The 11,076-nt window shown below is 72.1% G+C and carries 11 protein-coding genes; 6 read left to right on the plus strand and 5 right to left on the minus strand.

Annotated elements, in window-relative coordinates; all coding sequences use genetic code 11:
* Positions 1-4: 4 nt before the first annotated feature.
* The 3 genes from C8E87_RS31970 to C8E87_RS31980 are packed head-to-tail and all read right to left on the minus strand — an operon-like array spanning position 5 to position 2,840.
* Entirely contained in the window at positions 5-1,063 is a 1,059-nt protein-coding gene (locus C8E87_RS31970; RefSeq protein ID WP_133876519.1) for a hypothetical protein, read from the minus strand.
* Entirely contained in the window at positions 1,060-1,767 is a 708-nt protein-coding gene (locus C8E87_RS31975) for a TIGR03943 family putative permease subunit (protein WP_133876520.1), read from the minus strand. The genes C8E87_RS31970 and C8E87_RS31975 overlap by 4 nt, the downstream gene beginning before the upstream one ends.
* Positions 1,764-2,840: a permease gene (locus C8E87_RS31980; protein ID WP_438866168.1), complete on the minus strand. Its 1,077-nt coding sequence runs from the start codon at positions 2,838-2,840 to the stop codon at positions 1,764-1,766. Before C8E87_RS31980 ends, C8E87_RS31975 begins: the two co-directional genes overlap by 4 nt.
* Positions 2,841-3,034: 194 nt before the next feature.
* Between C8E87_RS31980 and C8E87_RS31985 the strand changes: the two genes are divergently transcribed.
* Positions 3,035-3,601 carry a Uma2 family endonuclease gene (locus C8E87_RS31985; protein WP_133876521.1) on the plus strand — a complete coding sequence of 189 codons (567 nt, stop codon included), beginning with the start codon at positions 3,035-3,037 and terminating at the stop codon, positions 3,599-3,601.
* Between the two features lie 6 nt (positions 3,602-3,607).
* Here the strand turns inward: C8E87_RS31985 and C8E87_RS31990 are convergent, their stop codons facing one another.
* Positions 3,608-4,765 (minus strand): 4-hydroxybenzoate 3-monooxygenase, encoded by a 1,158-nt coding sequence (locus C8E87_RS31990; RefSeq protein WP_133876522.1) that lies wholly within the window; start codon positions 4,763-4,765, stop codon positions 3,608-3,610.
* A gap of 4 nt (positions 4,766-4,769) precedes the next feature.
* On the minus strand, positions 4,770-5,549 hold the full coding sequence (locus C8E87_RS31995; protein ID WP_133876523.1) for an IclR family transcriptional regulator: 780 nt from the start codon (positions 5,547-5,549) through the stop codon (positions 4,770-4,772).
* 69 nt (positions 5,550-5,618) lie between these two features.
* Between C8E87_RS31995 and pcaH the strand changes: the two genes are divergently transcribed.
* The 5 genes from pcaH (at position 5,619) to C8E87_RS32020 (ending at position 10,703) form a co-directional block, all read left to right on the plus strand.
* Positions 5,619-6,344, plus strand: a complete 726-nt coding sequence (gene pcaH / locus C8E87_RS32000) for a protocatechuate 3,4-dioxygenase subunit beta (protein WP_133876524.1) — start codon at positions 5,619-5,621, stop codon at positions 6,342-6,344.
* Positions 6,341-6,883 carry a protocatechuate 3,4-dioxygenase subunit alpha gene (gene pcaG, locus C8E87_RS32005; protein WP_133876525.1) on the plus strand — a complete coding sequence of 181 codons (543 nt, stop codon included), beginning with the start codon at positions 6,341-6,343 and terminating at the stop codon, positions 6,881-6,883. The genes pcaH and pcaG overlap by 4 nt, the downstream gene beginning before the upstream one ends.
* A gap of 19 nt (positions 6,884-6,902) precedes the next feature.
* Positions 6,903-8,303, plus strand: coding sequence for a lyase family protein (locus tag C8E87_RS32010; protein WP_133876526.1), 1,401 nt, complete (start codon positions 6,903-6,905; stop codon positions 8,301-8,303).
* A complete protein-coding gene (pcaDC, locus tag C8E87_RS47015; RefSeq protein WP_133876527.1) occupies positions 8,297-9,463 on the plus strand; it encodes a bifunctional 3-oxoadipate enol-lactonase/4-carboxymuconolactone decarboxylase PcaDC in 1,167 nt (388 codons plus the stop codon). The genes C8E87_RS32010 and pcaDC overlap by 7 nt, the downstream gene beginning before the upstream one ends.
* A 469-nt stretch (positions 9,464-9,932) precedes the next feature.
* On the plus strand, positions 9,933-10,703 hold the full coding sequence (locus C8E87_RS32020) for a phosphatase PAP2 family protein (RefSeq protein WP_239080518.1): 771 nt from the start codon (positions 9,933-9,935) through the stop codon (positions 10,701-10,703).
* The last annotated feature ends 373 nt before the right edge of the window (positions 10,704-11,076 follow it).

The following is an 11,076-nucleotide window of genomic DNA, read 5'->3' on the forward strand; positions in this document are numbered from 1 at the left end:
CCTGTCACACGGTCCGCAGGTCGAGGCTGTGCCAGGTGATCTCCTCGTCGCCCGTGGTGGTCGACCACCACAGCATGCCGCCGCGCGTGAAGGCGCCGTCGGCGTTGGCGGCGATGTCAACCGTACGGCCGGTGACGATGTCGTGGACGACCAGCCCGGCCACGCCGGTCACCTCGGTGTCGGGGCCCGGCTCGGCCAGGATCTCGAACCGGTCCAGCACCGCGACGTCGGTGACCGCGGCCTGAGCGGCCCCACCGGCGATCTTGCGGCGGCCGGTGCCGTCGGGGCGTACCAGGTCGATGCGGTCCAGGGTCTCCTCGCCCATCACCATCGAGCGGCACCACACCGGACCGCAGGTGAGCTGCTCGAGGGCGCCGCCGGCGGCGATCGGGGTGTCGCGGGCCGTGGTCAGGTTGCGCAGCCGAGGCTCACCCGACGTGGAACCGTCGTCCACCAGCCACGGCCAGGCCGACATCGACCACTGGCCGGGCTCGACCCGTACGGTCACCTTGCCCCCGCCGACGGGAACCGACCGGATCTCGGTCTGCTTGCCGGCGGCGGCCGCCCAGTGCACCCGGCCGTCGGCCACCACCAGGTCGTACTGGTTGCCGTAGAACACCGCCTGACCCGTGTCGGAGGTCAGCAGCCGGGCCGGTCCGCCGCCGGTCCGCGCCGCCCACAACTGCGGCTTGCGGTCCGCTGCCGACTCCATCCAGAACACCTGGCCGTCGCTCGCGGTGAACGCCTCGAACTGCGGGTTCCCGGCGAGCGAGAGCCGCCGGAGTTCCCGGACCTGATTTCCCGTACGGATCAGCAGCCGCTGCTCGGATCCGGCCGGTGAGGGCGCCGTGCCGACGGCGGTGGTCGCGTCGAGGAACAGCGTCGGCGCGAACAGCGGGCCGTCTGGGAGCGAGGCGGGCAGGTCGGCGCGCTTGGCCTGGGGCCAGGCGGCGAGCGCGTCGGTGCGGGCCGGTGGCGCCGGGGGCCGGTCGTCGTCGCCGGGACCGGTGACGATCAGCGCGGCCCCGGCGGCCAGAGCCACCAGCAGCGGGACCCTCCTCATGCGTACGGCTGTTTCGGTCGGGGGACCTCCTGCCACGACTTCACCTCGAGGTAGGCCACGTCGACGTTGTTCACCGGGTCCTTGCCGCGCCGGCTGGTGTAGACACCGGTGACCTCGACCCACGTGTCGGCGGGGACGTCGATCGGCGCGAGGCCGGTCAGCCCCAGCTTGATCGGGCGGCCGTCGGCGGCGCAGCAGGACAGCACGATCCGGGCCAGCATCGGGGCCCCGTCGGGGGCGGTGGTGAGGAAACCGGTCAGCCGCAGATCGCGACCGGTGAGGCTGCGGCCCTCGTCGAACAGCGCCCGCGAGGCGTAATCGATCAGGGTCAGCTCGACCGAGGAACCGGCGGGCAGCGGGGGATAGTCCGAGTCACCGACGGGGGCGGCCACCACGCTTCCGGCCTGATTTGCCGCGTACGACCCCAGGGCCGGGGGCGCCACCAGCAACAGTCCCAGCACCGGCAGCAGGAGCAGCCACCCGACGCGCGGAGCGTGATGCTCGTGGTCGTGCTCGGCCTGCTCGGTCGCCCGCCACGAATGCCAGATCGTCATGACGGCCGCCGCCACCAGCAGCAGACCCGTGGCGATCAGGAACGGCCGCAGACCCTCCTTGACGTACCGCAGATAGAGGTCGGTGAGTGAGGCGCGCAGGATCGCACCCCCGAACAGCAGCAGGACGACACCCTGGGTCAAGCGGCTCACAGCAGCACCAGCCCGATTCCGGTCGCGACCAGCACCGCGACGACGAAGGTGGCCGGCGCGAACCGGGCCGCGAACCGGCGGCCGAACACCCCGGTCTGCATCGAGATCAGCTTGAGGTCGACCATCGGCCCCACCACCAGGAACACCAATCGTGACGTGAGCGAGAACTGGCTCAGCGAGGCCGCCACGAACGCGTCGGCCTCGCTGCAGATCGACAGCAGCACGGCCAGCACCGCCAGGGCGAGGATCGACAGCACCTCACTGGACGCCAAGCCGGTCAGCCAGGCCTCCGGGACCACCACGTTGATCGTCGCCGCGGCGGCCGCGCCGACCACCAGGAAACCGCCCGCGTGCAGCACGTCGTGCCGGCAGGCGGCCCAGAACGCGCGCCCCCTCGACATGTCGTCCAGCTCGGGCCGGTGCGGCAGCCGGATCCACTCGGCCCGGCCCAGGCGCAGCCACAACCACCCGATCAGCACGGCGACCACCAGGCTCGCGACACCCCGGGCAACGGCCATCTCGGGCCGCCCCGGGAACGCGACCACCGTGGCCGTCAGCACAATCGGGTTGATCGCCGGCGCCGCCAGCAGAAAAGCCAGCGCCGCGGCCGGCGTGACCCCGCGGCGGATCAACGACCCGGCGATCGGCACGCTGCCGCACTCGCACCCGGGCAGCACCACCCCGGCCAGGCTCGCGGCCGGCACGGCCAGCGCCGGGTGACCCGGCAGGGCCTTGGCCCAGAAGGAGCGCGGCACGTAGACCGCGATCACGGCCGACAGCGCCACCCCGAACACCAGGAACGGCGCCGCCTGCACCAGCACCGACACGAAAACCGTGGTCCATGTCTGCAGGGCCGGCCCGGAGACCAGCTCGGACAGCGGCCCGCGGAACACCACCAGCAGCACGAGCAGCCCGGCAAGAATTTCGAGCGACCCGATCGCCCGCTCGCCCTTGCCGCTCTTGTCGCTCTTGTCGTGCGACTTGCCGTGCCCGACGCCGCGCGGGTCGTCGTCCGGAGGCTGGTCCGGCGAGTTCCAGTCGATGTCCTCGACGTCGAGGCGGGAGGGGGGCAAGAGTCACTCCAATGCGGTCGGCCGCGCCCAACATACCCGTCCGGACCCGCCCCGCCCGCACCCCGCTCGGGGGAATCTCCGGCTGACCTGAACTGCGCATATGTTCATCTATGCATGCGCCGGGAGGGCCACCCCGCCAAGCCGGCGGCGCGGTATCTTGGGCCTGGTCGCCGATCCCGTTCCAGGAGGTGTTCATGACTGCCGAGATGGTTGCGCCGGCCTGGATGCATCAGCAGGTCACGGCCGAGCAGTACGACTCGTGGACAGAGGAGCAGTGCGCGGGTATCGAGATCGTGGACGGGATGGTCGTCGTGAGTCCGAGCGCGTCCAAGCGACACAACCGTGTAGCCCGGCTCCTGGCAAACGCCCTCGACGCCGCCGCGGGGCCGGACTGGAACGCCGACACCGACTTCGACGTCCGGCTTCACGATGTGCCGCTGACCAACCGCCGCCCCGACGTGACGGTGTACCGGGCCGACACCCTGGACGTGCTGCCGACCCGGCCCGAGCATGTGCTCCTGGTGGTCGAGGTTGTCTCGCCCGGGTCGGAGACGACCGACCGGATCGTCAAGGCCGACCAGTATGCCAAGGTCGGCATCCAGTTCTATTGGCGTGTCGAGCAGGCCGCGACGGGCACACCACTTGTCTACACGTACGTGCTCGATCCCGCGGCGGGACGCTACCGCGACGGGGAGGTCTTCACCGGCGTCGTCAAGACGGCTGCGCCCTTCCCGGTCGAGGTCGATCTCGGCCGAGTGTGAGCGTCGTCAGAGGCCGATCGGCAGGCCGGCGTAGTTCTCAGCCAGGCCGGTGGCGCCGGCCTGGCTGGTGGTGACCCAGCGCAGCTGGGAGAGCTGCAGCTGGGCGTCGAACGGGTCGCCGCTCGCGTGCAGCATCGTGGTCATCCACCACGAGAAGTGGGTGCACCGCCAGACCCGGCGCAGAGCGTCGTCGGAGTAGCTGTCGGCGAACCGTGAATCCCCCTCGACCAGCAGCGCCACCAACGCCCGGCTCAGCAGCGCCACGTCGGCGACGGCCAGGTTGAGCCCCTTCGCGCCGGTCGGCGGCACGATGTGGGCGGCGTCCCCGGCCAGGAACAGCCGGCCCCGCCGCATCGGGGTCTGCACGTAGCTGCGCATCGGCAGCACGCTCTTGTCGGTGACCGGCCCCGGCGTCAGCTTCCAGCCGTCCTGCCCGTGCCCGAGCCGCTTGGCCAGCTCGGCCCAGACCCGGTCGTCGGGCCAGTCGGCCGGGTCGGTCCCGTTCGGCACCTGCAGGTAGAGCCGGCTCACCGTCTCGGAGCGCATCGAGTGCAGCGCGAACCCGTCCGGGTGCCACGCGTAGATCAGCTCGTCGGTCGACGGCGCCACATCGGCCAGGATCCCGAGCCACGAGTACGGGTACACCCGCTCGAACCGTTCGTCCGGCGCCGCCGCGGCGCGTGCGGGGCCGAACGACCCGTCGCAGCCCGCGATCACATCCGCGTCCAGCCGTCGCGCCTTCCCCGCCGAGTCCACGAAGGTCACGTACGGCCGATCCTCCACCGAATGCAGCACCACGTCGCTGACCTCGTAGCGCACGTCCGCCGTACCCGCCGCCACCAGGTCCTTCTGCACCTCGGTCTGGCCGTAGACCCAGACGCTGCGCCCGGCCAGGTCGACGAAGTCCAGGTGGTGCCGCTCGCCGGGCATCTGCAGATAGATCCCGCGGTGCTCGTGGCCCTCGGCGCGCAACCGATCGCCCAGCCCCACCGACTCCAGCAGCTCGACGCTCGAGCTCTCCAGGATGCCGGCCCGGATGCGGGCGGCCACGTACTCCTGCGAGCGGGTCTCGATCACCACCGCCTCGACGCCGCCGCGGTGCAGCAGGTGGGCGAGGAGCAGACCGGCCGGGCCGGCGCCGATGATGGCGACCTGGGTGCGCATGGGTTCAGCCAACGGCAGCCCCGGCGCCGCGGGCAAGGACCTGTTTCCGTTCAGCGGAAGCCAGCGTACGGCCGATCCCGTGGGCTGCCACCTGCAACGCCGACACCAGCCGGGCCTGTTCACGCCGCAGGTCCGGCACGACGATGCCGAGCGCCGCCACGACGTCGTCGGCAGGACCCCGTACGGGCACCGCGACCGAGCACGCGCCCAGGCTCATCTCCTCACCCGTGGTCGCGTACCCGTCGGAGCGGACGCGGCGGAGCTGCTCGGCCAGCCGGGCCGGTTGGGTGATCGTGTACGGCGTGACCCGTGTCAGCCGCGCGAACGCCTCCCGCCGTACGGGCTCCGGAGCGTACGCGAGAAGCACCTTGCCGACCCCCGTGGCGTGCAGCGGAAGCCTCGACCCGACCTTGCTGACCACCGGCACCGACACGTGCCCCGACAACCGGTCGACGTACAGCGCCTCGCAGCCGTCGCGGACCGCCAGATGCACCGTGGCCAGGGTGGCGCCGTACAGGTCGTGCAGGAACGGCGACGCGGCCTGGCGCAGCCCGGACTGCACCGGCGCGAGCAGCCCGAGATCCCACAACCGGCGCCCGATCACGTATTCGCCCGAGTCCAGCCGGGCCAGCGCACCCCACTCGCGCAGCTCGCCGACCAGCCGGTGCGCCGTCGCCAGCGGCAGCCCGGACCGGCGGCTGAGCTCGCTCAACGTCAGGCTGCGGTGCTCCGCGTCGTAAGCGCCGAGCAACGCCAGGGCCCGGGAGGTCACACTGGCCGCCATGGGCACCCCTTCCACTGGACGGAAGGCAAGTATCGTGCCGCCGCCGTCGCCTGGTCTAGCGTCCCCACCGTGACGACCCAGGCCGACATCAGCCGCGAGATCGACGAGCTGCGGGGGAGCGGGGGACCGCAGCCCCGCCTGGACTACCCGCCCTATCGCAGCAGCGTCCTGCGGCACCCGACCCGCGACCGGCAACTGGTCGACCCCGAGGGCGTCGAGCTGTGGGCGCCCTGCTTCGGGCACGCCGACGTCGCCGCGACCGAGGCCGACCTGACGATCCAGCGCTCGGGCGAGCCGCTGGGTGAACGCATGGTCGTCACCGGGCGGATCACCGACGGCGAGGGACGACCCGTACGGAATCAGCTTGTCGAAATCTGGCAGGCCAACGCGTCGGGGCGTTACTGGCATCAACGCGACCAGCACCCGGCCCCGCTCGACCCCAACTTCGTCGGCGCCGGCCGCTGCCTGACCGACTCCGACGGCGTCTACTCGTTCCAGACGATCAAGCCGGGCGCGTACCCGTGGCGCAACCACGTCAACGCGTGGCGGCCCGCGCACATCCACTTCTCGCTGTTCGGCACCGACTTCACGCAACGCCTGGTGACACAGATGTACTTCCCGGGCGACCCGCTGTTCGACCTCGACCCGATCTATCAGTCGATCACCGACCCCAAGGCGCGCGAACTGCTCGTCGCCACCTACGACCACGACCTGACGACACCGGAGTACCGGCTCGGCTACCGGTGGGACATCGTGCTCAGCGGCACCCACCGCACGCCCCTGGAGGAAGAGTGAGCATCGCACCCGGTCAGACCGTCGGGCCGTTCCTCCACCTGGGCCTCACCGTCGAAGGCGGCAACCTCCTCGTTCCCCCGGGCCACCCCGACGCCGTACGCCTCCACGGGCGCGTCCTGGACGGTGCGGGCGCCGGCGTTCCCGACTCGGCGATCGAGATCTGGCAAGCCGACGGGTCGGGCCGTGTGCCCCGTGCCACCGGCTCCCTGCACCGCGACGGTTTCACGTTCACCGGGTGGGGCAGGAGCCAGACCGACGGCGACGGCAACTACTGGTTCTCCACGCTGGTCCCGGGCGCGACCTCGCCGGGGCGCCGCCCGTTCATCGCGGTCACCGTGTTCGCCCGCGGGCTCACCGACCGCCTCTTCACGCGCGCCTACCTTCCCGGCGACGAACCGGATCCGCTGCTCGACGGGCTCGAACCCGGGCTGCGCGATACGCTGATCGTCAGTCGCGAGGAGCGCGGGCTGCTCTTCGACATCCACCTGCAGGGCGAAGGTGAGACGGTGTTCCTGAGCTATCCCCGGCAGGCCCGGTGACCCTTCTCCGGCCGGTCCGATGAGCGATCTGCTCTGGCCGGGTGACGCGCGGGCGGACGACCTGTGCACCGACGCGAGCTTCCTCGCCGCCATGCTGCGGGTCGAGTCGGCCTGGATCGACGCCGACCTGTCCGCCCTGGCCGGGCCGGACGATCTGCAGCACCTGAGCGAGGCCGCCGAAGAGGGCGGCAACCCGGTCATCCCGCTGCTCTCCCTCCTTCGTACGCGGATCGACGAGCCCCGCCTGCACCTCGGCCTGACCAGCCAGGACGTGCTCGACACGGCCCTCGTGCTCTGCCTGCGCGAAGCCGCAGCCCGGGTCCACGCCGACCTCGGCGCCCAGATCGCCACCCTGGCCGCCCTGGCCGACCGGCACCGCCACACCGGCATGGCCGGCCGCACCCTCACCCAGCACGCCGTCCCCATCACGTTCGGGCTCAAAGCCGCGGGCTGGCTCCAGGGTGTGCTCGACGCCCGGGACGCCCTGGCCGCGGCCCAGCTCCCGATCCAGATCGGCGGCGCGGCCGGCAGCCTGGCCGCGGTGGTGGCCATCGAGGGCTCACCCGAACTGGCGGTGGCCCGGGTCGCCGCCACCGCCGCCCGGCTCGGCCTGCCCCTGCGCCAGCCCTGGCACACCGGCCGGGCGCCGCTCACCCGGTTCGGCGACGCGCTCGTGACCTGCACCGACGCCTGGGGCCGGATCGCCAACGACGTGCTGCAACTGACCCGCCCCGAGATCGGCGAGGTGTCCCTGGCCCACGGCGGCGGCTCGTCCGCGATGCCCGGCAAGAGGAACCCGACCCTGGCCGTGCTCGTGCGGCGGGCCGCGCTGGCCGCACCCCCGCTGGCGGCAACCCTGCACACAGCCTCGGCCACCATGGTGGACGAACGAGCCGACGGCGCCTGGCACGTCGAGTGGGCGACGGCGCGCACCCTGACCCGGCGTACGGTGGTCGCGGGTTCTCAAACCGCCGAAATGCTGGACGGACTGCACGTCGACGAGCAACGCATGGCCGCAACCCTGGCCGCCGCCCGCCCCGCCATCGACGCCGAACAGCACAAATACTCCCCACCCCCCACTCGTGATCCCGCCCCGGCGCCCGACCGCTACCACCCCGGCGCGGGCGTCGGCGGTTCCGACCGTGACGCGGACGCCGGCCGTTCCGACCGTGGGGCTGCCGCCGGCCGTTCCGCCCCCGGAGCGGACGCCGGCGGTTCCGACCGTGATGCGGACGCCGGCCGTTCCGACCGCGGGGCTGCCGCCGGCCGTTCCGCCCCCGGCGCGGACGCCGGCGGTTCCCACCGCGGGGCTGCCGCCGAGCCCTCCCACCGCGGCCCTTACCGTGATCCCTTCTATCGCGGGGCCACTGACGAGATCATCGACGCCGCGCTGGCGCGAGCGGGGGAGAAGCCATGCTGACCGCGACCACTCTCGTCGACGCCCCCGGCCGCCCCCTGCTGCTGCTCGGGCCGTCGCTGGGAACTTCGGCCGCCGCACTGTGGCGGCGCTGTGCCGAACGTTTCCAGGGCGAGCACCACGTCGTCGCCTGGGACCTGCCCGGCCACGGCGACAGCCCACCCGCGCCCCGCCCCTTCGGGGTCGCCGACCTGGCGCGCGAGGTCTTGGCGCTCGCCGACCAGCTGCGCCCCGGCGCGCCGTTCCGCTACGCGGGTGTGTCGGTGGGCGGCACGGTCGGTCTGCAGTTGCTGCTCGACGCGCCCGGCCGGATCGAGTCGGCCGTGCTGATCTGCACCGCCGCGAAGATCGGCGAGCCGACGGGTTGGCGGCAGCGAGCCGAGACCGTACGCGCGGACGGCACCCACGCCGTGGCCGGCGCCTCGCAGCAGCGGTGGTTCGCGCCCGGTTTCGCCCAGCGTTCGCCCGGGGTGGCCGCGGCCCTGCTCGACGCGCTGCGGGCCACCGACCCGGAAAGCTACGCCCTGGTCTGCGAGGCGCTGGCCGAGTTCGACGTCCGCGCCAGGCTCGGCGAGATCACCGCGCCCGTGCTCGCCATCGCCGGCGCCGACGACCTGCCGACCCCGCCCGACGGCCTGGCCCGGATCGCCTCCGCGGTGCGTGACGGCCGTCTGGTCGTGCTGGAAAATGTCGCCCATCTCGCCCCTGCCGAGAAACCGGCCGAAGTGGCGGCGCTGCTGGAGGAACAGTTCGCCGGCCCCGCCACCCTCGACCGTGCACGCGACGCCGGCCTGCGCGTCCGTCGCCAGGTGCTCGGTGACGAGCACGTCGACCGCGCGCTCGCCGGCACAACCGAGTTCACCCGCGACTTCCAGGACCTGATCACCACGTACGCGTGGGGCGAGATCTGGACCCGCCCGGGCCTCGACCGCCGCAGCCGATCCATGATCACGCTGACGGCCCTGGTCGCGCTCGGCCACCACGAGGAGCTGGCGATGCACCTGCGGGCGGCCCGGACCAACGGCCTGACCGACGACGAGATCAAGGAAGTCCTGCTGCAGTCCGCCATCTACTGCGGTGTCCCGGCCGCCAACGCCGCCTTCCGCATCGCTCAGCAGGTCCTTTCGCCCCCTCCTCCGTTCCCCTCCGAGCCTCCCAGCTGATCACAGCCGTCAGCGACCCGCCCGTCCGCTGTTCGGGCCCCGTGCTTCCCCGTGAGCGAGCCGCCCGTCCGTTGTTCGGGCCCCGTGCTTCCCGTCAGCGACCTGGCCTTCTGCTCCGCGGTCCCGCGACCTCGCTACCCCCGGGCTTACTTGGTGCTCGCGGCCACCCTCTCCGCCGACCTCGGCGTGCCTGTCTGATCCGGGTTTGCGCCGACTGGTCACTTCCGCAGTCGGCACGGATGGCGTCCACCTCTCCGAAACGTTCCGGATCTCGGTCGATGAGCTGAGCACGCGCCTTTGCGTGACCTTGATATCTTCGCCGTTCACTTGATCTTTGAGTTTGCGTCGTCCGACGTTTGTTGTGGCCGTGTGATTAGTTTCGCAGTGCGAATGATTGCGCGTAGTGCAACGACAGGGCGATCCTGGGAGATCGACTTCGGTCTTCCGGCGAGGTCGTCCGGAGGTGCACGTGAACGGCACAGCGGTGCGACGTGCGCTGCGGGAGTTCGCTCTCGTAGCCGCGCTGTTCCTGGCCTACAAGATGGGCCGCCTGCTCGTCGACGGGCACGTCACCGAGGCGATGAACAACGCGTCGGCGATCTGGGACTTCGAACGGACCCTGCACCTGCCCAGCGAGGCCGGCCTGCAGATCTCCCTGCTCAGCCACGAGTGGTGGGTGCGGGCCGCCAACTACTTCTACGCGTACGTGCATTTCCCGGCGACGGCAGCCGCATTGATCTGGATGTACGTCCGTAAGCCCGAAACGTACCTGTGGATGCGCCGGACCTTGGCCACCCTGACAGCGTTCGCGCTGGTCATCCACGCTCTGTACCCCCTCGCCCCGCCGCGCATGCTGAGCGGCGTAGGCATCGTCGACACCGGCCGCCTGCTCGGCCCCTCCGTCTACGGCGCTCCCTCCAGCGACTCCCTCTCCAACCAGTACGCGGCCATGCCCTCCCTGCACGTCGGCTGGGCCGTGGTGGTGGCCCTCGCGCTGATCGGCACCACCGCGGGCTGGAAGCGCTGGCTGTGGCTGGCCCACCCCGCGATCACGCTGGTCGTCGTGGTCGTCACCGGCAACCACTACTGGCTCGACGCGATCGCCGTGCTCGGCCTGCTCGGTGTCGTCCACGCCCTGGTGCCCCGCCCTTCCGTCCTCTCCGTCCCGGCCCAGCGCCACCCCGCCCCCGTCACCGTCAGTCACCCAACCGGCGACCTCGACGGCCAACCCCAGCCGTAACCCCGTCGGCTCAGCTGTAGCCAGCCGTGTCCGTGGCCGGGCGGGCCAGCCTCGGCCGTAAGCGACCTGTCGGCTCAGCTGTGGCCCATGTCCGTGGCCCCGCGGGCCGACCCCAGCCGTAGCCGTGTCCGTGGCCCCCGCGGGCCAACCCCAGCCCTAGCGACCCTTTCGGCTGAGCTGTGCCATGCCCATGCCCCGCGGCCTCGCGGCCGAACCCCAGCGGTCTCCGTGGCCTCGCGGCCGAACCCCAGCGGTCTCCGTGGCTCGCGGCCGAACCCCAGCGGTCTCCGTGGCCTCGCGGCCGAACCCCAGCGGTCTCCGTGGCCTCGCGGCCGAACCCCAGCGGTCTCCGTGGCCTCGCGGCCGAACCCCA

Origin of the sequence: Paractinoplanes brasiliensis (assembly GCF_004362215.1) — a bacterium.
Lineage (GTDB): Bacteria > Actinomycetota > Actinomycetes > Mycobacteriales > Micromonosporaceae > Actinoplanes > Actinoplanes brasiliensis.

Bases quoted from the DNA above. Each gene is read 5' to 3' on its own strand.
- C8E87_RS31970 (WP_133876519.1), bottom strand. From the start codon at position 1,063: ATGAGGAGGGTCCCGCTGCTGGTGGCTCTGGCCGCCGGGGCCGCGCTG.
- C8E87_RS31990 (WP_133876522.1), bottom strand. From the start codon at position 4,765: ATGCGCACCCAGGTCGCCATCATCGGCGCCGGCCCGGCCGGTCTGCTC.
- C8E87_RS31995 (WP_133876523.1), bottom strand. From the start codon at position 5,549: ATGGCGGCCAGTGTGACCTCCCGGGCCCTGGCGTTGCTCGGCGCTTAC.
- C8E87_RS32010 (WP_133876526.1), top strand. From the start codon at position 6,903: ATGAGCGATCTGCTCTGGCCGGGTGACGCGCGGGCGGACGACCTGTGC.
- pcaDC (WP_133876527.1), top strand. From the start codon at position 8,297: ATGCTGACCGCGACCACTCTCGTCGACGCCCCCGGCCGCCCCCTGCTG.
- C8E87_RS31985 (WP_133876521.1), top strand. From the start codon at position 3,035: ATGACTGCCGAGATGGTTGCGCCGGCCTGGATGCATCAGCAGGTCACG.